A 24,974-nucleotide genomic window follows, 5' to 3' on the forward strand; every position below is an offset into this window, starting at 1 on the left:
CCGCCGCGACCGCGTGCCCGGCGTGCAGCCCGAACACCGCCTCGGCGGACAGGCCGACGGGCCGGTCGAAGTGCGGCTCGAAGCCGTGGTTGGAGATCTGCTGCAGGAACGCGCGGCGGTCCGGCGCCGAGACCTCCGGGTTGTACACGCCCACCGCGAGGGTCAGGTCCGCGTCGCCCGCCGCGATCGTCTGGGCCGCGTGCACGATCGCCTGCCCGGCGTCGCCCTCGATCCGGTACGACTGCGCCAGGTAGCCGCCCGAGGCGGCGTTGGTCAGCCCGGAGGAGATGCTGCGGCCGTCGTAGATGTCCAGCGACGCGGTCACCGACAGGCCGATGTCCTGTTTACGGACACCCGCCTCCCGCAACGCCCGGGAGACGGCGTCGAAGACCAGCTCGTCGAGCACCGCGTCGGACTCCGGCACCAACGGGGTGGCCGCCAGGCCGAGGACCGGGACCGGGTCCTGCGCCGCGGCGGAGGGGTTCAGCCCGCTCACATCGACACACCCCCGTCGACCGGGAGCACGATCCCGGTCACGTACGCCGCCTGCTCCGAGGCCAGGAACGCCACCGCGGGCGCCATCTCGGCCGGGTCGGCGAAGCGGCCCAGCGGCACCGTCGCGGTCATCTCCGCGAGGCGCTCCGGTGGGATCGCCGCGACCATCGCCGTGGAGGCGTTGGGCGAGATGGCGTTCACCGTGATCCCGAAGCGCGCGACCTCCTTCGCCACGGTCTTGGTGAAGGCGATGATCCCGCCCTTCGCCGCCGCGTAGTTGGCCTGCCCGACGTTGCCGTGCATGCCCGTGTAGCTCGTGACGTTGACGATCCGCCCCGCGCCCGCCCTGCGCATGTGCGGGATGACCGCGCGGGTCACGGCGAAGGTGCCACCCAGGTGGACGTCCAGCACGGCCTTCCACTGCTCGTCGGTCATCTTCCACACGACCGTGTCCCGGGTGATGCCGGCGTTGTTCACCGCCACGTCGACCCCGCCCGCCCACTCGGCGAACTCGTCCACGGCGGCGGCGACCGCGGCGGAGTCCGCCACGTCCAGCGCGAACGTGCGGACCGCGTCGGTCCCGTCCCAGGCGGTCTTCAGCGCATCCGGGTCGCGGTCGAGTACCGCGACCCTCGCGCCGGCGTCGACGAAGTACTTGGCTAGCTCGAACCCGATACCCTGCGCGCCGCCGGTGACCAGGACGTTCGTCCCGGAGAAGTCGGGTGTCAGCGTGCCCATCAGAGCCGCTCGATGATCGTCGCGTTGGCCATGCCGCCGCCCTCGCACATGGTCTGCAGGCCGTAGCGGCCGCCGGTCGCCTCGAGGTGGTTGACCATGGTGGCCAGCAGCCGCACGCCGGACGCGCCGAGCGCGTGGCCCAGGGCGATGGCGCCGCCGCGGGGGTTCAGCTTCTCCGGGTCGGCCGCCAGGTCGTGCTGCCAGGCCAGCGGGACGGGGGCGAAGGCCTCGTTGACCTCGTACGCGTCGATGTCGTCGATGGACATGCCCGCGCGGGCCAGCACCTTCTGCGTGGCCGGGATGACGCCGGTCAGCATGAACAGCGGGTCGCTGCCGGTCACGGCGAACTCGTGGAAGCGGGCACGCGGGCGCAGGCCCAGCGCGTTCGCCTTCTCCTCGCTCATGATCAGCGTCGCCGTGGCGGCGTCGGTGAGCGGGGAGGAGTTGCCCGGGGTGATGCTCCAGGTGATCTCCGGGAAGCGCTCGTGCAGCTCCGCGTCGGCGAACGAGGGCTTGAGGCCCGCGAGCCCCTCGGCGGTGGTCGACGCGCGCACCGTCTGGTCGGTGTCGTGCACCTGCCCGTCGACGGTGATCGGGACGATCTCGTCGGCGAACGCGCCCTCGGCGGCGAACGCGGCCGCGCGGGCGTGCGAGCGGGCCGAGTACTCGTCGAGCGCGTCGCGGTCCAGCTTCCACTTCGCCGCGATGAGCTCCGCCGACACACCCTGCCCGACCAGCCCGTCCGGGTACCGGGCCCGCAGCGGGGCGGTCGGGTGCTGGTCGACCGAGCTGTAGCCCATCGGGACCCGGCTCATCGACTCGACACCGCAGGCGATCACGATGTCGTAGGCGCCCGCCATGACCCCCTGCGCCGCGAAGTGCACGGCCTGCTGGCTGGAGCCGCACTGCCGGTCGACGGTCGTGCCGGGCACCGACTCCGGGATCCCCGCGGCGAGCACGGCGTTGCGGGCGATGTTGAGCGTCTGCTCCCCCGCCTGGGACACGCACCCGGCGATGACGTCGTCGATGGTCGCCGGGTCGATGCCCGTGCGCTCGAGCAGCGCCGACAGGGTGTCCGCGAGGAGGGTCACGGGGTGCACGCTCGACAGGGCACCGCCCGGCTTGCCCTTCCCGGACGCCGTCCGCACCAGGTCGACGATCACTGCTGAAGTCATGGAGCTCCCTATCGGTTCCCTGGGGGAGACGGAGCGCGGCCCGGTCCCCCGATCGTCTTCAGACGGTAGGGAGTCCGGGCCGCGGCGGGTTGTCGCAAGGCGCTACACGCTCACTCCGGCGGCGGCGCGGGGTTGAACGTCGAGAGGACCAGGTGGCCGCTGTCGACCGGCATCTCGATGCCCGTGATCCGCGAGGACTCGTCGCTCGCCAGGAACACCACGGCGCCGCTGATGTCCTCGGGCCGCATCAGCCCGCCGAACGCGTGCCAGTGCCGGGCCGCCTGCTCGTGCTCCTCCCGGGTGCCGCCCGCGTGGCCGCTGGTCATGTCCCAGGAGCCCTGCCAGTTCGTCATGTTCGTGTCGACGAAGCCCGGCATCACCGCGTTGACCCGCACCCGGTACGGGGCGAACTCCATCGCCGCGGCCTTCATCAGCCCGAGCGCGCCGTGCTTGGCCGCCGTGTAGTGCGCCGACCCGGCCTGCCCCTCCACGCCGTTGACCGACGACGTGATGATCACCGAGCCGCCGCGGCGCTCGCGCAGGTGCGGCGACACCGCCTTGAGCGTCTTCCAGACCGCCGTCAGGTTCGTGTCCACGGTGTCCTGCCAGGTCTGCTCCGGCAGGTCCCACAGCGCTCCGCGCGTCCAGATGCCGTGGTTGATCGCCACGACGTCGATCTGCCCGAACTCGGTCAGCGCGGCGGCCACCGCCGCGTCGAGCTGCGCCTGGTCACGCGAGTCGACCTTGCGACCCAGGATGCGCCGGTCCAGCGCCTCCACCTGGGCCACGGTCTCCTTGAGGTCGTTCTCGGTCGCGAGGCCGTACTCCACGCTGTCGATCTGCTCGCAGATGTCGAACGCCACGATGTCCGCGCCCTCGCGCGCCATCGCCAGGGCGTGCGAGCGGCCCTGTCCTCGCGCCGCACCGGTGATCAGTGCGACCTTGCCGTCGAGTCGTCCCATGTCGTGCTCCTCTCGCTCGGTTCGGGCTCAGCTCGTGCAGGCTCAGCTCTTCACGGCGGCGCGCTCGGCCTCGAAGCGCGCCTGCGCCTCCGCCTGGCCCGCGCTGGTGGCCTTGGCCCCGGCGCCGTCGCTGTTGACGGTCTGGTCGTAGCCGCGCTGGCGGCGCTCCTTCGACCCGGAGAACACCGGCATGACCTGCTCGGCGATCAGCTCCAGGCTCCGGATGCTGTTCGGGTGGTTGGCCCACTCGCCGTGCAGGACGAGCAGCTTCCCGAAGCCGCCCGACGCCTCCTGCATGCGCTTGACCTGCTCCACGGCCATCTCCGGGGTGCCGATCACGCCGAACCCGGTGCTGTTGATGCCGTCGATGAGCAGGTCCACGTCGTCGACCTGCGCCATGCCGGGGCTGACGTGGGCGAGGTAGTTCATCAGGTACAGCAGGCCGTGCCGGGCGTTCTCGCGGGCCTTGCCCTCGGTCTCCGCGATGTGCATCGGGCAGGTCAGGCGCCAGTTGCGGCGGTCGACGGTCTTGCCGTGCTCGGCCGCGAGCTCCTCCACGATCCCCCAGTGCGCCTTGAGTGCCGCCGAGCCCTCCGGGCTGGTGGCGGCCAGCGACAGCAGCCCGGCGCCGTAGCGGCCCGCGAGCTTCGGGCCGGTCGGCGACACGGTCGCGGTGACGGCGGTGTGGATCTCCGAGTACGGCGCGACCTGCAGGTAGGCCTCGTCCAGGTCGTACCAGTCGGTCTTCTCCGTCACGGTCTCCCCGGCGAGCAGCCGGGTGATGACGTCGAACGACTGCTCCATCTTCCGCCGGTTCTCCAGCGGGTCGATGCCGATCGAGCGGGAGTCGTCGACCAGCTGGCCGGGGCCCGCACCGAACATGAACCGGCCGCGCGAGAGGTGGTCCAGCAGCACCAACCGGTCCGCCAGGATGAAGGGGTTGTGGTACGGCAGCGACAGCACCCCGGTGCCCAGCCTGATCCGCGAGGTGCGCTGCGCTGCGGCGGCGAGGAACAGGGTGGGGTCGGCGACGATCTCCACGCCGCCGGAGTGGTGCTCGCCGATCCAGAACTCGGAGAACCCGAGCCGGTCCATCGCGACCGCCAGCTCGAGGTCCTGGTGGATCGCGAGGTTGGCGTCGGTGTCGACCTTGTGCCAGGGCGCGAGGAACGCACCGAACTCGAGGGGGGTCTGGTCCATGGGGGGATGGCCTCCGGTTCGTCGGGGGCGGAGGCCCTGTGCCGGGGCGCCCGGCCCCGGACCTGCCACCTCCGCGTGTCCGGGGCCGAACGTAGGGAGCGAGCGACTGTGGACGGTGTAGCAATCCGCTACATGCCGGGCGGGGGACGCCGCGACGGCCGAACAGAGGGTTCGGTACCGCTCGCTGTCCCATAATGCGACAACACGGCCGGCATCGTCCCCGTCATCCTTCCGGGACCGAACGATTAGCCCGTTCGGCCTAATCGAGCCTCACGGCCCGACCCACCGATGGAAGACGACCGCCCGACGGCACGCTCCCCAGCTCCGCCGCCGGGCACGGCCCCCCGGGCCGGCCGTCGCCCGCGGCCCGACGACGTGCCTCTCCCGGCGTGACCAGCCGGTCGGGCTCCCCCGCGTCGTCAGGTCCGGCACGGCCGTCCCGCGGTCCCCCGAGACCGAAGGACAGAGATGACCCGCAGGAACCTCCGACCGCGCTCGATCCGCGCGGTCGTGGCCGCGACCGCCCTGGTGATCGCCGTGCCGGTGATCTTCGCCGGCGTGGCGAGCGCGCTCCCCACGCCCGCCCCGGGCGAGGGCACCGTGCACGAGTACGCCCTCCCGCCCGTCTCCTCGCCCGCCGACATGAAGCCGGGCCCCGACGGCGCGATGTACTGGACCGAGCTGACCGGCAACCACATCGGCCGGATCGACCCGGACACCAAGGAGATCACCCGCTACCCCGTCCCGACCCCGGCCTGCGTGCCCTACGCCGTGAACGGCGGCCCGGGCGACGCCGTGTGGTTCTCCGCCGTCGGCTGCGACAGCATCGGGCGGCTCGACATGGCGACCAAGGAGATCGAGCTCTGGCGCATCCCCGGCCTGCGCGCCTACCCCGCCGACCTCAAGATCGGCCCCGACGGCGGCATCTGGTTCACCGAGACCGTCGGCAACAAGATCAGCCGCTTCGACCCCGAGACCCACGAGTTCGAGCAGTACCCGCTGCCCGACCTGGCCGCCGTGCCCATGGACCTCGCCATCGTCGACGACACCTACGTCTACTTCTCCGAGCAGGGCGCCAACAAGCTCGGCCGGATCGACGTGACCACCCACGAGATCGACACCTTCCCGTACCCGACGCCCGCCTCCCAGGTCCTCGACATCGACCCGGGCCCGAAGGGCGACGGCACGGTCTGGTTCGCCCAGATCGCGGGCAACAACGTCGGCTGGTTCGACCCCGAGACCGAGCAGATGACCGAGATCCCGACGCCGAGCCCGTTGGCCGGTCCGTTCACGATCGCCGAGGGCGCAGACGGCGGCATGTACTACACCCAGATCACCGGCGGCCGGGTCGCCCGCGTCGACCCGGAGACGAAGGAGATCACCGAGGTCCCCATCCCGTCGCTGGTCAGCGCGCCCGGCGACATCGCCTGTGAGAAGGAGGCCTCGACCGAGTCGCAGTTCGCCCCCTGCGAGCCGGGCGGCTCGATGTGGTTCACCGAGGTCGGCGGCTCCCGCGTGGGCGAGCTCGAGCCCGCCGCCTGAGCCACCGGAGCGGCGTCCCCGGGGCTTCGGCCCCGGGGACGCCGGCGTCACGTGGCGTACCGCTCCCGCAGCTCGGCCATGAGGATCTTGCCCGCGTCGCTGCGCGGCACCCGGTCCACGAAGTCGATGGAGCGGGGGCACTTGAAGTGCGCGAGGGTCGCGCGGCACGAGGCGATGAGCTCGGCCGCCAGCTCGGGCCCGGGGACGTACCCGTCGGCGGCCTGGACGACGCCCTTCACCTGCTCCCCGAACTCCTCCTCGGGGATGCCGACCACGGCCACGTCCGCCACGGCGGGATGCAGCACGAGGACGTCCTCGACCTCCCGCGGGTAGATGTTCACGCCTCCGCTGATGATCGTCTGGCCCTTGCGGCCGGTGAGGTAGAGGTAGCCCTCCTCGTCGAGCCGCCCGAGGTCGCCGACCGCTCCCCAGCCGCGCGTAGCGGCGAGGTCGGCGGCGCCGTCGGCGGCCCGCTGAGGCTCGGCGGCGCCCGGCTTCACGAACCAGACGCTGCCGACCTCACCGACGGGGAGGTCGCGGCCCTCCTCGTCGGTCACGTGCAGCGCCCCGCCCACCGAGCGGCCGACCGAGCCGGGGTGGGCCAGCCACTCCTCGGCGGTGATCGCGGTGCGTCCATAGCCCTCCGAGGCGCCGTAGTACTCGTGGACGATCGGTCCCCACCAGTCGATGAGGGCCTTCTTGACCTCGGGTGCGCACGGGGCGGCGCCGTGCACCGCGACACGGTGGGAGGACAGGTCGTAGCGCTCGCGCACCTCCGTCGGCAGCCGCAGCAGCCGGACGAACATCGTCGGCACCCACTGGCTGTGGGTGACCCGGTGCCGCTCGATCGCGGCGAGCGCCCCCTCGGCGTCGAACCGCTCCATGAGCACGACGGTCCCGCCCAGCTGGTGCACCGACTGCAGGAACCCCAGCGGCGCCGCGTGGTAGGCCGGGCCGGTCGAGAGGTACACACTGGACCCGGGCTCGAAGCCGAGACCTGCCATCATCTCCCCCGACCGCACCGGGACCTCGGTCGGATGCCTGCCGGGCGGGGGCACGGTGAAGGGCTTGGGCCTGCCGGTGGTGCCGGAGCTGAAGAGCAGCCGCCCGCCCATGGTCTCGGGCAGGTCCGGGTCCGGTTCGGTGCCCTCGACCGCCTCGTCGTAGTCCTCGCCCACGACCAGCAGGCGCGGCTCGTCCCCGGCGGCCTTGCGCAGGGTGGGGGCGAGCTCCGCGGAGGTGACGACGACGCGGGGTGCGGTGTCCTCCATCAGCGGGGTGAGCTCACGGGCGGAGAGGTGCCGGTTGACCGCGCAGAGGATCAACCCGCTGCGCCAGCAGGCCCAGGCGATCTCGCCCCAGCGCAGGTCGTTGGGCAGAGCGACCACGACCCGGTCGCCCTCGACCAGCCCCGCACGGTGGAGCCAGGTCGCCAGCCTGGCGCTGCGGTCGGCCAGCTCGGCGTAGGTCTGCGTGGCGCCGCTCGCGGCCAGGACCATCGCGGGACGGTCGGGTGCCTCGGCGGCGTGGACAGGGGGATACATCCGAAGCTCCCTCAGAGCGGCGTTCGACGGTGTCGGGGCGGGGCGAGCACGCTCACGACGAGCGGGTGACGGTCACCGGCATCCGCTTGATGCCCGCGAACATGCTGGCCTCCAGGCGGTCCGGGGGTGCCGCGAGCCGCACGTCCAGCCCGCGGTCGATCATCTGACCGAACAGCGCGGCCGTCTCCGCGCGGGCCAGGTGGGCGCCCATGCAGAAGTGCACGCCCCAGCCGAAGGTGAGGTGGTCGTTCGGGGTGCGGTCGACCACGAAGCGGTCGGGATCGGCGAAGACCCGCTCGTCGCGGTTGGCGCTGCCGAACCACAGCAGCACCTTCTGCCCCGGCTCGATGGTGTGCCCGTGCCACTCGACCGGCGCGATCGCGGTGCGGCGCATGAACGCGATCGGGGACACCCAGCGGAACATCTCCTCGACCGCCGGGCCGAGCAGGCCGCGGTCGGCGCGCAGCCGCCGCCACTCCTCCGGGTACCGGTCGAAGGCGTCGACGGCCCCGGAGGTCAGGTGGCGCGTCGTCTCGTTGCCCGCCGCCATGAGGACGATGTAGTACGCCGCGAGCTGCTCCCAGCTCAGCGGCTCGCCGTCGACCGTGCCCTGCACCAGCACGGACACCAGGTCGTCCTGCGGGTCCGCCCGACGCTTCGCCGTCAGGTCCTTGAAGTAGGCGAAGAGCTCCTCACGGGCCGTCTCGCGCTGCTCGTCCGTCGTCACGTACTCGGGGTCCTGGATATGCGCGACGTTGCTCAGCTCGGCGAGGGTCGCGCAGTCCTCGGCAGGCACCCCGAGCACGCGGGCCAGGACCCGGATCGGCAGGTTGGCCGACACGGCGTGCACGAACTCGAGCTCGCCCGCCGCCTCGGCCTCGTCGAGCAGCCGGGTCACCGACTCGGCGATCGACTGCTGCCAGCGCTTGATCTTCACCGCGCGCAGGTACGGGATGGCGATGCGGCGCAGCTTGCCGTGCTCCGGTTCGTCCATGTTGTGCAGGCTGTGGAGCTTGCCCTCCACACGGCGCTCCGCGAGCTGGGTGCCCTCGGCGCTGGAGAGCCGCTGGTGGTCGTTCGCCCCCTCCCGGACGTCGGCGTAGCGGGTCAGCGACCAGAAGCCGCGGCCGCCGTCCGTCTCGTCGTTCCAGTGGAGCGGGTCGTGGTCGCGCAGCGCGCGGAAGAGCTCGTGCTGGGTGCCGGCCACGAAGGGCCGCATGTCGGTGAGGTCGATGCCCGCCTGCGCCGTCACTTGACCTCCTCGGGGACCGGCACGCCCCACGAACCGGTCAGGAACAGCCGCGGGATCATCTCGGTCGCGACCCCGCCCACGATCCGGTCGTAGACGGCCTCGGCCTCCGGGTGGACCTCGAAGAGCCCCTGCTCGGCGACGAGCTCGTCGTAGACCCCGGCCGCGCGGGCGAACGGGAGGATGAACCCCGCCGTGTAGACCTTGGCCCCCGCCAGGACCTTCTCGCGGTGCCCCATGCCCGCGATGTGCCGGTAGAGGCCCGCCGACGCGGTCTCGACCCGCTGCCGCAGCGCCGCCATGTCCGCCACGGACAACGACTGCACCTCGGCGGCCGGGGTGTCCCAGTGCTGCCGGGTGTAGACCGAGACGCCGGAGAGGTGCCGCAGGTAGTTCGTCGGCTCGGTGAACATGGTCGAGAGATCGGTGACCTTGACCTCGAGCCCGCTGTCCGGTGCGAAGGCCATCGCCATGGTGATCGAGTACGGCAGGTCGCCGGACAGCTCGGACCACTCGAAGGCGGGCTCGTTGACGAACAGGTCCCGCACGACCACGAACCCGCCGTCGGGCAGCGGGTACGGGCCGCTGTCGCCCAGGCCGAGCCGGTTGTCGAAGTGGTGCAGGAAGCCCAGCAGCTCCGCCGAGGCGTTGAACTTCTGGAAGGCCGAGCGGGCGTCCGCATCGGTCAGCGCGATCCGGTCCGCGGCGAAGCGGTCCAGCCACTCCGATCCCAGCAGCGGCGCGTGGTAGTTCCGCATCGAGGTGAACATCCCACCCTCGCCCCAGATGCCCTTGTAGATCCTGCGGGCCGTCGTGGCGCTCGGGGGCAGGTCGGCGGCCCCGCGGTGCTCGTCGTGCAGGCCCATCTCGATCGCGATGCCGCGGCCGAAGAACGGGGCACACAGCACCGCCCAGGCGTGCAGCAGGTTGACCTTGGTGCCGATCTCGGTCCGCGCGGCGGACCCGATGTCGACCACGCCCTCGGCGCCGACCCTCTCCTCGATGGCGGCGAGCCAGCCGGGGTGCCGGAACCACGCGTTGAGGATGCCCAGCGCCTCGTACTCCTGGCGCGGGATCAGGCCGGACTCGCCCTCGGTCGCCCGGGCCGCCAGCGCGTCCCACTCGTTCCAGGTCAGGTACGTCAGGACGTCGTTGACCTCGGTGACGGTCAGCGGGCGGGCGGCGCTCTCGTCGGTGAGGTCGAGGATCTTCGTGTTCAGCTGCGCCTGCATGATCGCGTCGCCCTCGGCGCCGTGCGGCACCTGTCCGCCGAACTTCTCCAGCAGCAGCTGGATCTGGGCGAGCACCTCCGGCGACATCCCGGGGCCGGTGTCGGCGACCGGCTCGTCGGAGACCGGCGCGCCGATCTCGACGCTCACGGTCGCCTTCGGGCGGGTCGTCGAGTCGAGCCTGATCCGGGCGCCGTCGGCGGGCACGACCTCGCCGCGCGCGGTCCGGACACCCTTCTCGAACGCCACGGACATCACGCAGGGGATGCCGTACTCCCGGCTGACGATGCCGAGATGGCTCTCCGGCGCACCCTGCAGCGTGACGATCCCGCAGATCCCGGCGGTCAGCGCCGGCGTCAGGAAGGTCGTCGTGCCGCCCCGCACGATCACGACGACGTCGGTGACGTCGTCCTCCTCCTCGACGAAGTCGAGGACCGCGTCGGGCGAGTCCAGCCACTTCACCCGGCCCTCGACGGCGGGCGTCTCGTGGACGTTCAGCCCGACGCCCACCGGCTCGTAGGCGACGTCCACACTCGGGGCATCGGTCATGGCAACCTCCGTTGGTCGACAGGCGGTCAGCGCTGCTGGTCCGATCCTCGGACCCGCCGGCGTGACGCACCTCTCTCCGCGGGGGTGCTTTTCTCCCTCTCGCCCAGCTCCCTCCCGCTCAGCCGCTTCCGATGAGCGTGCGGAACCGGGCTGCGGCGTCGGCGCGGTTCGCGGCCCCCAGCTTGCGCAGCAGTCCCTTGACGTGCGTCTTCACCGTGCCCACAGACAGCCCGAGCCGCTCGGCGATCTCCTGGTTCGACGCCCCGCCCGCGAGGTGGCGCACCACCTCCAGCTCGCGGCGGGTGAGCTCCCTCAGGGGGCCGTCGCCGAGGTACGGGTGCGCAGTCGGGGCGACGGGCTCCGGTGGCGGCTCCCAGTCGGTGACGCCGTAGACGATCTCGTCGATCCCGGTGATCTGCCGTTCCAGCTGGCGCTTCAGCTCTGCGAAGCGCTCCTGGTGGTGCGCGCGTTCGAAGGCGAGGCCCGCGCCGTCGGTGAACAGTCCCAGCAGCTCGCGGTCGTCGTCGTCGACGACGTCCGACTGGGAGTGTCGGTCGACGTGGACCAACCCCACGACCCGGCCCTGCACCACCACCGGCCCGGTCGCGTAGTCGCGCGTGTCCCCCAGCGTGACCAGCTCACGATGGACACGCGGCCTGCGCTGCGCGTCGCGGACCAGCACGGCGGTCCGCCGTCGGACCGCCTCGGTCTCGGGCTCCTCGCGCCCGATCCGTCCCGGCATCGACGACCCGACGTGCACCAGCGCGCCGGCCAGTGACTCGTCCTCATGGGCGAAGGCCGAGCGCGCGGTCCACGTCGTCCCGCGGACACTGCAGACCAGGGAGCGGCTGAACCCCAGGCGGCCCAGCTCACGGGGGATCTCCCGCAGCAGGTCGGCCGCGCTGAGGCCGCTCCGCAGCCGGGTGAGCGAGCGGTGGAGCTCCGCCGCCGCGGCCGATCGACGTCTGACCCGCACCTCGCCGATCGAGAGACGCAGCGACTGTGCCCGCACGAGCAGCAGCAGGTCCGCCGTCTCCGCGGACGCGCCGCCCCCGTCTCTCGCTCCCAGCCGCCGACGCAGGTAGCGCTCCCCGGCGACCAGGGAGTCCACCGCGTCGTCCAGCGACTCGATCGCCCTCTCGACGACGGGGCCGTCGTCGGCCCTCAGTGCGACCGCCGCGATCGCCGCGACGGCGTCCCGGGTCCGCGCGACGAGGACCTCCGGATCCAGGTCGGCGCCGCGAGGCTCGGTGTGGTCACCGTGGACGACGTCGTGCACGTCAGCCTCCTGACCGGCCGGACCCGCAGCAGTGCGGCCGCAGACAAGCGGTCTGACCGTTCGAAGGATCGTACCGAAGCCGTCAACCTGCCGAGCTGGTGTCGAGCAGGGTCCGGGCGGTCACCCTCGCCGGACGGGCCGAAGTCGCCGTGCTCGGCGGCTCCGCCACATCGGGGGCCGGCGGCTCCTCGACCCGGCACGGATCGACGTCGAGCGGCTCCGGCGCTCCGCCACGGAGCAATGGCGTCGTACGCCGAGCCCGTCGCGGACCCGGTTGGAGCCGAGTCGCAGACGGGGTGCGCACAGTGGCGGGGAGCCGGACGAAACGTCGTCCACCCCGGATCGGAGTACCCACTGTGCACACACCGTCTGACGTCCTCGTCGTCGGCGCGGGGCCCGTCGGCCTGACCGCCGCCTGTCAGCTCGCCCGCCTCGGAGTCCGCGTGCGGGTGGTCGACCTGCTCGAGCAGGCGACGACCGAGTCCCGCGCCGTCGCGATCCACGCCCGGAGCATGGAGATGCTCGCCGCCATGGGCGTCCTGCCGCAGCTCGAGGCCCGTGGCCGGCGCATCGACGCGCTCGAGCTGACCGACGGCCGCTCCGGCCGGACCCGGGTCCGCATGAGTCTCGCCGAGGCGCCCAGCAGACATCCCTACGTGCTGGACATCCCGCAGCCGGACACCGAGGCGGTGCTGGCCGAGCGGGCCGCCGGGCTCGGGATCGTGGTGGAGCGGGGCGTCGAGGTCACGGCGCTGACCCAGGACCCGGCGGGCGTCGCGGTCACACTGCGGTCCGCCGCAGGCGAGGAGACCGCCCGGGTCGGCTGGGTGGTGGGCGCCGACGGCGGGCACAGCACCACCCGACACCTCGTGGGTGAGCGCCTGGAGGGCTCGTTCCACGGCCAGACCTTCGCCATGGCGGACGTCGACGTGGAGACCTCGTTCTCCCCCGACACCATCCGCATGTTCACCCATCCCGACGGCATGGGGATCCTCTTCCCCCTGGCCGGCAGCCGGGCCCGGATCATGTTCTTCGTCGCGCCGCCGGAGCCCGGCGCGGGCGACCCGACCCTGGCGCAGATCCAGGCGCTCGCCGACGCGCGGATGGGCGGCCGGGTCACCGTGCGGAACCCCCGTTGGCTGACCTACTTCGAGATCCACCACGCCCAGGTCCCCCGGTACCGGCACGATCGCGTGCTGCTCGCCGGGGACGCCGCGCACATCCACAGCCCCGCCGGGGCGCAGGGGATGAACACCGGCATCCAGGACGCGGCGAACCTCGCCTGGAAGCTGGCGCTCGTGGTCCGCGGCCACGCGGCGGCGGACCTGCTCGACACCTACCAGGAGGAGCGGCACCCGGTCGGCGCCTCGGTCGTCCGCAACACCACGCTGCTGACGAACGTGGGCACGGCGTCGGGAGTGGAGGCGGCGGTGCGCAACGCCGCACTGTTCGTGGCCGGGCACCACCACCGGATCAGCGACGCGGCGGCCACGAGGATGGCCGAGCTGACCGTCCGCTACCGCGACAGCAGGCTGTCGGTGCAGCACGGCGGCGCGCTGCGGGCGGGAGACTTCGCGCCGGACCCCGTCGGGCTGACCCGGCCGGACGGCAGCCCGGTCGCCGTCGAGGAGCTGCTGACGACCCCTGGCCTGCTGCTGCTCGCCCGCGGCCCCGCCGACCCGCTGCGCGAGGTCCTCGGCGACCTCGGCACGGTGCTGGAGGTCGGCGCCGACCTGCTCGATCCCGCGGACTCCCTCCGGCTGGGCGCAGCAGGCATGATGCTGGTCCGCCCGGACGGCTACCTCGGCCTCGTCGCGGACACCGTCGATCCCGCCCTGCTCCGCGACTACGTGGCGGGCGTGCTGCACGTCGTCGGGGAGCCGTCCGTCGGGTAGCGGGTATCGGTCGGTCCCACCCGAGGGACACCGATCGCGAGGTGATCCCCCGGGTGCGCGCACACCGGGAGGGGACCGATGTTCCTGGGCCTCTCGGCGGTGCGGAGCTAGCGTCCGCTCGACGCATCCGTCGAGACGCCCCAGGAGCAACGGTGACCCTGACGACCGCACAGCCCCGCCTGCACCGCGCGGGTACGCCCCGATGAGCGGACGGTTCGCGGGCCGCGTCGCCTTGGTGACCGGCGCCGCCCGTGGCCAGGGCAGGGCCCACGCGCTGCGGATGGCCCGCGAAGGTGCCGACGTGATCGGCATCGACCTCTGCGCACAGATCGAGAGCTGTGAGTACCGGCTCGGCACCGAGACGGACCTGGCCGAGACCGCTGCCATGGTCGAGGCCGAGGACCGGACCTTTCACGCCGAACAGGCCGACGTCCGGGACCGGGACGGGCTGGCCCGGGCGATCGAGCGCGGGCTGGACCGCACCGGCCGGATCGACTTCGTCATCGCCAACGCCGGCATCGGGCCGATGTTCGGGCCGAGCGCCGCGACGATGCAGGCCTGGCAGGACGCTGTCGACGTCCTGCTGACCGGCGCCTACAACACGGTCGACCTCGTGGCGGGACACCTCGTGGCCGAGCGCCGCGGGGCGATCGTGCTGACCAGCTCGGTACAGGGCATGCGGACGGTGCCCGCGCCGTTCGACAAGGTCAACCACGGGTTCGCGGCCTACACCGCGGCCAAGCACGGCGTCGTCGGGGTGATGCGGCACTTCGCCACGATGCTGGGGCCCTATGGAGTCCGGTGCAACAGCCTGCACCCCGGCCCCGTCGACACTCCGCTGGTGCGTCATCCGGGGATGGACCGCTTCCTGGAGGACTTCGCCGAGTCCTACGCACACTCCCGCACCGCACTGCCGCTGACCGCGCTGGACCCGGCGGACATCGCCGCGGCGGCGGTGTGGCTGTGCAGCGACGACGCCCGGTGGGTGACCGGGGTGACCCTCCCCGTGGACGGTGGCCACCTCGTCACCTGACCACCGGTCGGGCACCCGGGTCGCGGGCGCCCGACCGGTGTCATCCCCCCACGTTCCAGCGCACGGGCAGGCTGTTCCGCAGGCGCATCAGCGTCGGCGCGAAGTCCGGCGCCACGTCCTGGCGTGCCTCGAGCCCCGGCAGGCGCGTGAAGAGCTTCTCCATCGCGATCCGCGCCTCGGGGCGGACGATGGGCGCACCCAGGCAGAAGTGCCGCCCCGTGCCGAAGTGCCTGCTCTCCGCGATGCCCGGCCGGTCGATGTCGAAGGCGAGCGGGTCCGGGAAGCGGTCCGGGTCGCCGTTCGCCGCGGCGAACAGCACGAGGACGAGATCGCCCGCGTGCAGCTGCTGTCCGGCGATCTCGACGTCCCGGGTGGCCATCCGGGTGGCCTTGTCCCCGGGTGTCTCGCGCCGCAGTCCCTCCTCCACCACCGCGGGCCAGAGGCTCGGGTCCGCGATCGCGGCGTCGCGCACGGCGGGCTCCGCCGTCAGTCTCGCCACGAGCGAGCAGACCAGGTTCGCGGTCGTGTCCGTCCCCGCCGCCACGATCCCGACGAGGTGCGCGAGGATCTCGTCGGTGGACATGACGGGCTCGCCCGCGTCGTCGGTCAACGTGATCATCGCGGTCACGAGGTCCTGCCGCGGCTCGGCCCGCCGCTGCTCCACGAGTCCGGCGAAGTAGCGGTATCCGGCGACGACGCCCGCGAAGTCGGCGGCGACCTGCTCGTCGGTGAACCCGAGGAAGCCCGCGTCGGCCGAGGACGGCCCGATCAAGGTCGAGAAGTCGTTCACCATCCCGTGGAACCGCTCGAGGTCGTCGACGTCGAGACCGATCATCGTGCCGACGACCCGGAGCGAGAACCGGCGGGCGAAGTGCTCCATCAGATCGACCTCGCCGCGGTCGACGAAGGAGTCGATCAGCTCGTCGCAGATCTCCTCGATCCGCGCCATCGTGCGGTCGACCTGGCGCTTGGTGAACGTGCGCTGGGCCGAGCGACGCTGGACGTCGTGCACGGGCGGGTCGGTGAAGACGAGCTGCGCGGCGAACAGCCGCCGGACGATCTCCTCGTCCTCGGCGGGGATCAGCTCCTTCAGCGCGGGGCTCAGCGGCGGGATCTGCAGCACCGCGGAGGAGAAGGTCTCGTGGTCCTGCAGGATCCGGTCGATGTCGACGTACCGGGTCGGCACCCAGGCGCCGAGCTCGGGCAGGTGCACCAGCGGCGTCCGCAGGCGGACCGCGCCGAGATAGGCGAGCGGATCCACCAGGTACTCCGGGGACAACACGTTGAAGCCCTCGGTGGCGGACGGGGCGGGGGACGATGTCACGATCGGGTTCCTTCCGCGTCGGGAGTCGGCGCGTAGGGGTTCGCCGACGCAACCCGGGCCACGATGACCGGTGCCCCTGGTGCGACCAAGGAACAATTGTCCCGGGTCAGCGCCGGGTCGGGCTTGCCATAGTCGGTCGTCGTCCCCCCCGCTCCCCGCGAGCGGGCGACCCGATGAGGAGTGCTCATGCGACGCTACGAAGGCCGCCACGCGATCGTCACCGGTGGGGCGGACGGAATCGGCTTCTCCTGCGCCACCCGGCTGGCCGAGGAGGGCGCCGCGGTCGGCATCGTGGACATCAAGTCCGACGCCGCGCGCGAGGCCACGCAGCGGTTGACCGACAAGGGCCTCACGGTGCGCGCCTATCCGGCCGACGTCACCGACCCGGCCCAGGTCGCCACCGCCTTCGACGCCTTCGAGGCCGACCACGGCTCCGTCGACGTCCTGGTGAACATGGCGGGGATCTTCCCGCCCGTGCCGTTCGAGGACATGACCCTCGACGTCTGGCGCTCGATCACCGCCGTCAACCTCGATGCCGTGTTCGTGACCTGCCACGACGTGCTCCCCCGGATGCGCCGCAACGGCTACGGGCGGATCGGCAACGTGTCGTCGGGCGTCGTGAAGACCGGGAGGTTCTCCTCGGCCGCGTACATCTCGGCCAAGGCGGGCGTGATCGGGCTGACCCGGTTCCTGGCCCGCGAGGGCGGCCCGGACGGGATCACCGTGAACACGATCATGCCGGGGCCGATCGCCACCCCGCAGATCGCCACCATCATCCCCGAGGGCCAGACGGTCGACGAGGCCATGTCGCCGCTGACCGAGTTCCAGTGCGTGAAGCGGGCGGGGCTGCCCGAGGACATCGCGGAGGGCGTGGCCTACGCCTGCGGCGAGGGCGCGGGCTTCTACACCGGCCAGGTCCTGTACATCGGTGGCGGCGACACCTTCACCGGCTGATGGAGGCGAGGGACACCATGAGCACGGCCACCGCACCCGACCGGACCTCCGCGGCGGCGGACGACCGGACCCACACCCTCGTCGTGACCGGTCGACGCGACCTCTGCGCCGACGTCGTCGAGCTGCGGCTGGGCCGCCCGGACGGCGACGCCCTCCCGCCGTGGACACCGGGCGCCCACGTGGACCTGGTCCTCCCCGGCGACGAGGTGCGCCAGTACTCGCTCAACGGCGACCCCGTGGACTCGACGGCGTGGCGGATCGCCGTCCTGCGCGAGCCTGCGGGCCGCGGCGGGTCGGCCTGGATCCACGACCACCTGGCGGCCGGCGCCGAGATCCAGGTTCGCGGACCGCGCAACCACTTCCCCCTGCTGCCTGCGCCGCGGGTGGAGTTCGTCGCGGGCGGGATCGGGATCACCCCGATCCTGGCGATGGTCGCGGCCGCCGAGGCGGCGGGCACGGACTGGCACCTGCACTACGGCGGTCGGTCCCGCAGCACCATGGCCTACCTCGACGAGCTCGCCCGCTACGGCGACCGCGTGACCCTCCACCCGCAGGACGAGGTCGGCCTGCTCGACCTGCCCGCGCTACTCCCTGCGGCGGAGTCGCCGGTGTACTGCTGCGGTCCGCTCGGCCTGATCGAGGCGGTCGAGGCCCACAGCGCCGCGCAGCGCGGCCGAGCCGTGCACGTCGAGCGGTTCGCCGCGTCGGGCGAGGCCCCGGAGCAGGCCGGAGCGTTCGAGGTCGAGTGTCGGAGCACGGGCGTCACCGTGCGGGTCCCCGAGGGGACCTCGATCCTCGACGCGCTCCGGGCCGCGGGCCTGCGCCTGCTCTCCTCCTGCGGCGAGGGGATCTGCGGCACCTGTGAGACACCGGTCCTCGACGGGCGGGTCGACCACCGAGACGAGCTCCTCACCGACGAGGAGCGTGCGGCGCACGACACCATGATGATCTGCGTGTCGCGTGCTCGGGGAGCACGCCTGGTCCTCGATCTCTGACGCTCGCCGTGGCGGTCGGGCGGTGGCGCTAGTAGGCCCCCCGCGCGGTGGTCTCGAAGACCGCACGCGGGTTGTCCACCGTCAGCGCCCGCAGCCCGCTCTCGGTGACCCCGGCCTCCAGCAGCATCGGCCCGACGACGTCCGCGAAGTAGGTCTTGCGGTAGAAGTCGCCCTGGTACTCCGCGGGCATGAAGTCCACGTGGCAGGCGTGGTCGTGCGACACCACGATCTTGTCGCCGTGGCCGCGCGCGATCAGCTTCGCCATCAGATCGACCTTGGTGTCCAGGTCGACCAACGGCAGGGAGAACGAGTCGAACCCGACGTAGGACCCCTTCTCCAACAGCTCCTCGACGTAGCCGAGGTCGCCGTCGGCAGTGCTGTCGACGTGCCCGATCACCACCCGGCTCAGGTCCACGCCCTCCTCCGCGAGGATCCGCTGCTGGTCGCGGCCGTTCTGGGGGATGCTGGTGTGGGTGGTGATCGGTACCCCCGTCCGCCGGTGCGCCGCCGCCACCGACCGCAGGCAGCGCAGCACGTCGTTCGTCAGGCCCGCATGCCCTGTGGCCACCTTGAGGATCGAGGCCCGGACCCCGGTCGAGCCGATGCCCTCCTCGATGTCGCGCACGAAGTAGTCCGTCATCGCCTCCGGTGCCTCGATGAAGGACCCGGGGCCGAACAGGCGGAAGTACGTCGGCAGCTCGGTCAGCACGTAGATCCCCGTCGCGACGAGGATGTTCAGGTCGACCTCGCGCGCCACCCTCGCGACCCGGGCGATGTCGCGCCCGTGGCCGATCGCGGTCACATCGGTGATGGTCCGGACACCGGTCGCGGCGAGCGCGTTGAGCTGCTCGACGGCGGCGGCGACGTGGCCGTCCATGTCACCGAGCGTGTCCGGCCAGCTGATGTTGACCTCGTGGTCGCAGAGGAACACGTGCTCGTGCATCAGGGTCGGTCCCAGGTCCGCCGACGAGACGACGTCGCCGCGGGCGGTGGGGATGTCGACGCTGCTGGATCCCATGGAGGTACCTCGCCTCTCGGCGCCCGCTCGGGGCGTCGTCGTCGTGCGGGGATGTCGTGCGCGCCACACGCTACGGGCCGCCGGGGGACCCTCCCAGGAACTTTTGTGCCGAGGTGCCACCAGGTCAAACGACGTAGTCGACAACGGCGGTCCGGCCGGTCGGAGTGCGGCCAAGCGTCGCTTCACTCCGAACGCGGAGATCAGTAGTGTCATCAGGACGTACGTCCCGCCATGCACGGTCCGCGACTGCTGTGAGTACGGCGCCCGCGGACCCGCGATCTCAATGATGAGGGGAGCGCCCGCATGTCCGTAGCCTTCGCCACGAAGCACTCGTCCGCCGTCACGACCGCCTGGGCCCGGAGCCCGTACGCGGGTCTGTCCCCCGCCGCCCGCGAACGTCTGCTCGCCACCGCGGAGGAGGTCCGGCTCACCGCCGGACAGCGTCTGCCGGTCACCCCGCGGGCCAGCCAGGCAGGCCTCGTGATCGAGGGTCTGGTCCGCGTCTACGCGGTCTCCGGCCCCCGGCAGGTCACTCTGCAGTACGCCGCCGACGGTGAGGCCTTCGGAATCCCGGACCTTCGTCCCCCGGACGGCGGTGCAGGCCTGGTCGCGGGCGGACAGGCCGTCGTCGACTCGACGCTGCTCATGCTGAGCCGTGACGTGCTGGCCGAGCTGCTGCAGACCGATCCGACGGTCTGCCGCGCGGTCATCGACGGGCTGATGGTCGCCCACCTGTCGAGCGTGTCGCTGCTGGCGGAGAACGTGCTCTCGCCGCTTCGACAGCGCGTCGCCCGACACCTCCTCGACCTGGCGGTGCGGGAGAACGGCGCGGTGGTCGTGCACGCGACGGTGCAGGACCTCGCCCACGCCACCGGCACCGTTCGGGAGGTCGTGACCCGGCTGCTCAAGGGCCTGCGGGCCGACGGGCTCATCCAGCGCGGCAGCGTGGCGCTGGAGCTGCTGGACCTGTGCGCACTGCACCGGATCGCCCGCGGGGAGGACCTCGACGAGGTCTGAGGCCCGCGGGCGATCCGGCTCAGTCCCCCGTGGCCTCGCGGAACTGGTACATGACGCCGTCGCAGGACTCCGGCGTGGTGAAGAAGGTCGTGCAGTCGGAGCGGACGCGCAGTCCGCCCTCGACCTCGACGCCGCGAGCGGTCAGGGCCGCATGGGCCCGTTCGGCATCGGCGACGTCGAAGGCGATGTGCTCGATCCGCGCCGTGCCACCGCGCAGGCCCTCTCGGCGCCGTTCCGGCTGGGCGTACTCGACGAGTTCCAGGTGGACCGGGCCCGCCGCGACCATGGCGCCGCGGCCGGCCGGACCCACGTCGAAGATCTCATCGATGGTGAGCCCGAGGACGTCGCGAAGGAACGCGACGGCCTCGTCCAGGTCGTCGACGACGATCCCGATGTGGTCGACCGTCAGCCGGCCCGGCCCCTCCGCCGCGGTCATCGGGTCCACTCCCCCACCGGCGCGAACAGCGGCAGGGTGTGGCCCGCTCGGTCGGAGTCGCAGTACACGACCTCGACGGGGTCACCGATGGCCGCGTCGTACGGGTCACCCTTGGTGATCATGCGGCAGACGAACAACGGCCCCTCCTCGAGCTCGACGACGATCAGGCCGTACGGCACCTCTCCCGCGAACGCGGGATCGGTCACCTGGTGGACGATCACCCGGGCGAAGATCGTCCCCCGACCGCTGCTGGGCACCCACTCCATCTGCCCCACCTCGGGGATCGCCCCGTGGTTGGGGCAGAGCGTCTGCGGCCAGTACCAGGCGTCGCAGACGGTGCAGTGACAGAGCGTGAAGACGTGCTCCTTCAGCCCGTCCCAGAACAGCATCTGGTCCGGGTCCAGGTCCTCCAGCGGGGCGTGGATCCAGTCGCCCAGCCCGAACTCCTCCTGGACCCCCGCCCTCGTCTCGATCGTCATCAGCCCTCCTGGTTGCCGAGGATGGTGCACCCCGTGATGGGGCACATGTACGGCAGGATCAGCTCGGCCCCGTGCCCGTCGACGAGTGCGATCTCCGCACCGGGGACCTGCCGGTCCCCGCAGTCGCCCCGCAGCTGCCGCACCGCCTCGATCATGTTGCCCATGTCGCCGCAGTGGAACGCCGACAGCAGGCCGCCGTGCGTGTTCATCGGGATCGACCCGCCCGGCCGGGTCGCCCCGGACTCGAGGAACGGACCACCCTCGCCCTTCTTGCAGAACCCGTAGTCCTCGACGGTCATGATCACGTCGCCGGTGAAGCAGTCGTAGATCTCCGCCAGGTCGACGTCCTCGATCCCGATGCCCGCCGACTCGAAGGCCCGGTCGCGCGCGAAGGCCGCGTCCGTTCGGGAGAACGTGCTCTTGTCCCACCACGACTCGCGCCCCGCATCCCCCATCCCGACGCCCTTGACGTACACCGGTGGTCTGCGCAGGTCCTTGGCGCGCTCGGCGGTCGTGACGATGAAGGCGCAGGCCACGTCCGACACCACGCAGTTGTCGAACAACCGGTAGGGGTGCACCACCCAGCGCGAGGCCAGGTAGTCCTCCATGGTGAGCTCGCGGTCGTAGAACTTGGCCTCCGGGTTGAGGTTGGCCCACGCCCGATGGGCGAGGGCCACCGAGCCGAGCTGCTCCTCGGTGGTCCCGAACTCGTGCATGTGCCGTGAGGCCAGGAACGCGTGCACCGCAGCCGCTCCGGGCGTGGCGGTCCAGCCCTGCTGGACGACGCCGCCGCCGTCGCGCGCGATGGAGAACTTCTTGTCGACCACGACGCTGCGGCCCTCGGCGGCCGCCTTCGCCATGTTCTGCGCGTCCGTCAGCCAGGAGATCCCCAGGGACACGGCCACATGGTCACAGTTCCCCGAGGCGATCGCCCCGGCGGCGTAGAGCAGGCTGTTGTGGGCGTTGGCCATACGCCCGAAGGGCAGCCACCACCGCGGCTTGAGGCCCGCCATCCGGGCGCCGGAGTCCGCGCCCTGCTGGGCTCCGGCGTAGAGCGAGGCGTGGATGTCCGAGGGTTGCAGGCCCGCGTCCTCGATCGCCAGCTTGAGCGCCTGGGCCTCCATCATGTGGGCGCTGAGCCCGCCCCCGCCGGTGCGTGTGGTCGGGGAGATGCCGATCCCGACGATCGCCAGCGAGTCCCGGAAGCGGCTCACGACCGGCCCCGCTCAGCTCGCCGCACCGAGCATCCCGAACTCCGCGGCCACGCTCTCGCGCAGCTCGCCCTTGGCCAGCTTGCCGCTGCCGGTGTAAGGCCACTCGGTGACGAACCGGACGTACCGCGGGACCCGGAAGTTCGCCGAGCGCGCCTTGCAGTGCGCGATGACGTCCTCGGCCTCGGCGGTCGCGCCCGGCCGCAGCTCGACGAACGCCAGCGGCACCTCGCCGAGCCGGGGGTCCGGCACGCCGATGACCTGGGCCTGCTGCACCGCCGGATGCGACATGATCACCAGTTCGACCTCCTCCGCGGAGGTGTTCTCGCCACCGACCCGGATCATGTCCTTCAGCCGGCCCGCGAAGGTGAAGTAGCCCTGCTCGTCGATCCGGCCGAGGTCGCCGACCCGCACCCAGCCGTCGACCATCGCCTCGGCGGTGCGGTCCGGGTCGTTGTAGTAGCCGAGCATCGTCATCGGCCCGCACATCCAGACGTCGCCGACCTCCCCCGCGGGCAGCTCCTCGTGGGTCTCCGGGTGCACGATCTTGACCTGGGCCCCGGTCATCGGCTTCCCGGCGCAGGGGAGCCTGCGCAGCTCCCACGGCATGTCGAGGTCGCCGAGGCAGCCGCTGCCCTCGGTGGCCCCGTAGAGCTGCATGAGCTCGATGCCGAACTCCTCGCGGACGCGGTCCATGAGGTCCGGCGAGCCGCCGGTCCACGCACAGCGCAGCGACGACAGGTCGTAGTCGCGGAAGTTCGGGTGCTCCATCTCCATCACGAACATGGTCAGGATCCCGCCGCGGGTGACGCACCGGTACTTCGCGATCGCGGCCAGCGTGCTCTCGGGGGTGTAGTAGTGCGGCACGACCAGCGTGCAGCCGATCGCCAGCGGGACGGGGAGCGTCGCCGCCCCGCCCGAGTGGTAGAAGGGCTGGGTGTTGAACACCGCCTCGCCCGGGCGGACACCGAGCCGCAGGTAGAGCTCCACGGCGAAGTTGGCCACGTGCAGGTGGGTCAGCAACGCGCCCTTGGGGGCGGAGGTCGTGCCGGAGGTGAACTGGATGTACACCGGGTCCAGCGGGTCGATCTCCTTCTCCAGCGCGTCGACGTCGACCGGGGGCGCGTCGAGCAGGTCCTCCCACGGCAGGGTCGCGTGCCTGCTCTCGCCCAGGGTCAGGACCCGGCGCAACCGGGGCAGCTCGGCGGTCTCGGCGACACCCCCCTCGGTGATCCGCAGGTCGGGTGCCACCTCCTCGAGCAGGCCGTCGAAGTCGATGTCCAGGAAGCCCGGCTGGTAGATCAGCACCGAGGCGTCGCTGTGCGCGAGCACGTGCTTGGCCTCGAACTCCTTGAAGCGCGTGTTCATGGGCACGACCTGCGCGCCGATCCGCATCGCGCCGAGCGCGGTGGCCCACCACTCGAACAGGTTCGGCGTCCAAAGAGCGATCTTGTCGCCGCGGGTCACCCCCAGCTCGAGCAGGCCGGCCGTCACGCGGTCCGCGGTCCGCTTGGTCTCGGTGAAGCTGACCTCCCGGTCGGCGAAGACCCAGGCGACCTGGTCGCCCCAGCGTCGCGCGGCGGAGTCCATCCGCGCGGTGATCGTGCCGGTGTACAGCTCGTAGACACCGCCGTCGATGTCGAGCGTCATCGCTTCTCGTCTCCTTGCAGGTCGGGGGTCAGAACGGCTGGGCGAGGATCTGCAGAGCAGGCCACCGGACGGCGTTGAGCTCGGCACCGGTCGCGCCGTTCTTCTGCATGTCCGACAGCTGCACGCTGGTCTCGACGACCATGCGGCAGCGGCCGATCCGGCGGCTGTGGAAGCGCTCGAGGCACTCGTCGACGGAGCCGCCCCGACCCAGCTCCTGGGCGAGTGAGACCGCGTCCTCCAGGGCCATCACCCCGCCCGCAGCCAGATGCGCCGTCGTGGCGTGGGCGGCGTCCCCGATCAGGACCACCCGCCCGCGGTGCCAGGGCCCCTCGACGAGGAGCCACTCGTAGCGCCGGGCCAGGACGACCTGGTCGTCGGTCAGCCGTTCCCGCAGCCGCCGCAGGGTCGGCGAGTCGAACTGGTCGAGTTTGGTGCGCAGCAGCCTGCGCGCCTCGGCGTCGTCGAGCAGGCTGTCGTCCGCGTGCTGGACACTGAGGTAGGTCCGGTCCCCCATCGGGGCGAGGACCAGCTCGGCGTCCTCCCCGTAGTAGAGCCCGGCCTCCTCCGGCAGGCCGGCGTCCGCGGGCAGCCAGCGCAGGCTGAGGCTGCCCGCGGAGGCGGGCTGGATGTCCGGGTCGAACACCTGGGCCCGGACCGACGAGCGGAGCCCGTCGGCGCCGACCAGCAGGTCGTAGCTCCCGGTGCGGCCGTCGGTGAAGGTCACGTCGACCCGGTCCGGGTGTCGGGTGATCTCCGCGACGGTGACCCCGACCTGCAGGGTCGCGCCCGCCGCGGCGGCCGTCTCGCGGAGGACACGGGCGAGGTCGGGGCGGTAGACGATCAGGTAGGCGGGTCGCCCGTCCGGCCTGCCGGGGAGGTCCGGCGCGGCGACGAGGGTGCCCGACGCGTCGAACTGGCGCAGCGGGGGCTTGGGATAGCCGGCGCCGACCGCGACCACCGCGTCGAGCGCGCCGATCTCGGCGAGCGCGTCGATCCCGCG

At 72.1% G+C, this 24,974-nt stretch carries 22 protein-coding genes; 6 read left to right on the forward strand and 16 right to left on the reverse strand.

All coding sequences use genetic code 11. The features are described from left to right. From H5J29_RS01780 to H5J29_RS01800, 5 genes are all read right to left on the reverse strand, one after another. Window positions 1-496, reverse strand: a 496-nt coding sequence (locus H5J29_RS01780) for a beta-ketoacyl-[acyl-carrier-protein] synthase family protein (RefSeq protein ID WP_512700101.1), incomplete at its 3' end; no start/stop codon positions are given. Continuing rightward, the gene (fabG, locus tag H5J29_RS01785; protein WP_181779113.1) at window positions 493-1,233 is read right to left on the reverse strand and encodes a 3-oxoacyl-ACP reductase FabG; all 741 of its coding nucleotides are present in this window, start codon (window positions 1,231-1,233) and stop codon (window positions 493-495) included. The genes H5J29_RS01780 and fabG, both read right to left, overlap by 4 nt. Next, complete coding sequence (locus H5J29_RS01790; protein ID WP_181779114.1) at window positions 1,233-2,408, reverse strand: thiolase family protein; 1,176 nt, start codon at window positions 2,406-2,408, stop codon at window positions 1,233-1,235. Before H5J29_RS01790 ends, fabG begins: the two co-directional genes overlap by 1 nt. A gap of 110 nt (window positions 2,409-2,518) precedes the next feature. Continuing rightward, window positions 2,519-3,370 carry a mycofactocin-coupled SDR family oxidoreductase gene (locus tag H5J29_RS01795; RefSeq protein WP_181779115.1) on the reverse strand — a complete coding sequence of 284 codons (852 nt, stop codon included), beginning with the start codon at window positions 3,368-3,370 and terminating at the stop codon, window positions 2,519-2,521. Window positions 3,371-3,412: 42 nt separating this feature from the next. Further along, on the reverse strand, window positions 3,413-4,570 hold the full coding sequence (locus tag H5J29_RS01800; protein ID WP_181779116.1) for an LLM class flavin-dependent oxidoreductase: 1,158 nt from the start codon (window positions 4,568-4,570) through the stop codon (window positions 3,413-3,415). Between the two features lie 468 nt (window positions 4,571-5,038). Here H5J29_RS01800 and H5J29_RS01805 point away from each other — a divergent pair, with 468 nt between their 5' ends. After that, a complete protein-coding gene (locus tag H5J29_RS01805; protein WP_181779117.1) occupies window positions 5,039-6,112 on the forward strand; it encodes a Vgb family protein in 1,074 nt (357 codons plus the stop codon). 47 nt (window positions 6,113-6,159) lie between these two features. Here H5J29_RS01805 and H5J29_RS01810 read toward each other — a convergent pair whose 3' ends face one another. From H5J29_RS01810 to H5J29_RS34610, 4 genes are all read right to left on the reverse strand, one after another. Further along, window positions 6,160-7,656: an AMP-binding protein gene (locus H5J29_RS01810; protein WP_181779118.1), complete on the reverse strand. Its 1,497-nt coding sequence runs from the start codon at window positions 7,654-7,656 to the stop codon at window positions 6,160-6,162. Between the two features lie 52 nt (window positions 7,657-7,708). Next, window positions 7,709-8,908 (reverse strand): cytochrome P450, encoded by a 1,200-nt coding sequence (locus H5J29_RS01815; protein WP_312858017.1) that lies wholly within the window; start codon window positions 8,906-8,908, stop codon window positions 7,709-7,711. Further along, window positions 8,905-10,683 (reverse strand): PEP-utilizing enzyme, encoded by a 1,779-nt coding sequence (locus H5J29_RS01820; protein ID WP_181779119.1) that lies wholly within the window; start codon window positions 10,681-10,683, stop codon window positions 8,905-8,907. The genes H5J29_RS01815 and H5J29_RS01820 overlap by 4 nt, the downstream gene beginning before the upstream one ends. Window positions 10,684-10,801: 118 nt before the next feature. Further along, entirely contained in the window at window positions 10,802-11,962 is a 1,161-nt protein-coding gene (locus H5J29_RS34610) for a response regulator transcription factor (protein WP_181779120.1), read from the reverse strand. Between the two features lie 356 nt (window positions 11,963-12,318). Between H5J29_RS34610 and H5J29_RS01830 the strand changes: the two genes are divergently transcribed. Continuing rightward, window positions 12,319-13,857 carry an FAD-dependent monooxygenase gene (locus tag H5J29_RS01830; protein ID WP_181779121.1) on the forward strand — a complete coding sequence of 513 codons (1,539 nt, stop codon included), beginning with the start codon at window positions 12,319-12,321 and terminating at the stop codon, window positions 13,855-13,857. Window positions 13,858-14,059: 202 nt separating this feature from the next. After that, window positions 14,060-14,890, forward strand: coding sequence for a mycofactocin-coupled SDR family oxidoreductase (locus tag H5J29_RS01835; protein WP_181779122.1), 831 nt, complete (start codon window positions 14,060-14,062; stop codon window positions 14,888-14,890). Between the two features lie 40 nt (window positions 14,891-14,930). On the opposite strand, the gene H5J29_RS01840 is transcribed toward H5J29_RS01835, so the two are convergent. Next, window positions 14,931-16,214: a cytochrome P450 gene (locus H5J29_RS01840; RefSeq protein ID WP_181779123.1), complete on the reverse strand. Its 1,284-nt coding sequence runs from the start codon at window positions 16,212-16,214 to the stop codon at window positions 14,931-14,933. A 186-nt stretch (window positions 16,215-16,400) separates the two neighbouring features. Here H5J29_RS01840 and H5J29_RS01845 point away from each other — a divergent pair, with 186 nt between their 5' ends. Beyond that, on the forward strand, window positions 16,401-17,168 hold the full coding sequence (locus H5J29_RS01845; RefSeq protein WP_181779124.1) for an SDR family NAD(P)-dependent oxidoreductase: 768 nt from the start codon (window positions 16,401-16,403) through the stop codon (window positions 17,166-17,168). Between the two features lie 17 nt (window positions 17,169-17,185). After that, window positions 17,186-18,163 carry a PDR/VanB family oxidoreductase gene (locus tag H5J29_RS01850; protein ID WP_181779125.1) on the forward strand — a complete coding sequence of 326 codons (978 nt, stop codon included), beginning with the start codon at window positions 17,186-17,188 and terminating at the stop codon, window positions 18,161-18,163. 28 nt (window positions 18,164-18,191) lie between these two features. On the opposite strand, the gene H5J29_RS01855 is transcribed toward H5J29_RS01850, so the two are convergent. Next, on the reverse strand, window positions 18,192-19,181 hold the full coding sequence (locus H5J29_RS01855; RefSeq protein WP_181779126.1) for a phosphotriesterase family protein: 990 nt from the start codon (window positions 19,179-19,181) through the stop codon (window positions 18,192-18,194). A gap of 303 nt (window positions 19,182-19,484) precedes the next feature. On the opposite strand from H5J29_RS01855, the gene H5J29_RS01860 reads away from it, so the two are divergent. Next, a complete protein-coding gene (locus H5J29_RS01860) occupies window positions 19,485-20,198 on the forward strand; it encodes a Crp/Fnr family transcriptional regulator (RefSeq protein WP_181779127.1) in 714 nt (237 codons plus the stop codon). Window positions 20,199-20,217: 19 nt separating this feature from the next. Here the strand turns inward: H5J29_RS01860 and H5J29_RS01865 are convergent, their stop codons facing one another. The 5 genes from H5J29_RS01865 to H5J29_RS01885 all read right to left on the reverse strand — a co-directional run. Next, a complete protein-coding gene (locus H5J29_RS01865) occupies window positions 20,218-20,634 on the reverse strand; it encodes a VOC family protein (protein ID WP_181779128.1) in 417 nt (138 codons plus the stop codon). Next, entirely contained in the window at window positions 20,631-21,113 is a 483-nt protein-coding gene (locus H5J29_RS01870) for a Zn-ribbon domain-containing OB-fold protein (RefSeq protein WP_181779129.1), read from the reverse strand. Before H5J29_RS01870 ends, H5J29_RS01865 begins: the two co-directional genes overlap by 4 nt. After that, window positions 21,113-22,327: a thiolase C-terminal domain-containing protein gene (locus H5J29_RS01875; protein WP_181779130.1), complete on the reverse strand. Its 1,215-nt coding sequence runs from the start codon at window positions 22,325-22,327 to the stop codon at window positions 21,113-21,115. Before H5J29_RS01875 ends, H5J29_RS01870 begins: the two co-directional genes overlap by 1 nt. Before the next feature lie 12 nt (window positions 22,328-22,339). Next, window positions 22,340-23,974 carry a class I adenylate-forming enzyme family protein gene (locus tag H5J29_RS01880; protein WP_181779131.1) on the reverse strand — a complete coding sequence of 545 codons (1,635 nt, stop codon included), beginning with the start codon at window positions 23,972-23,974 and terminating at the stop codon, window positions 22,340-22,342. Window positions 23,975-24,002: 28 nt separating this feature from the next. Beyond that, window positions 24,003-24,974, reverse strand: a 972-nt coding sequence (locus H5J29_RS01885; RefSeq protein ID WP_181779132.1) for an FAD-dependent monooxygenase, incomplete at its 5' end; no start/stop codon positions are given.

It is taken from the genome of Pseudonocardia pini (assembly GCF_013870575.1).
Classification (GTDB): Bacteria; Actinomycetota; Actinomycetes; order Mycobacteriales; family Pseudonocardiaceae; genus Pseudonocardia; species Pseudonocardia pini.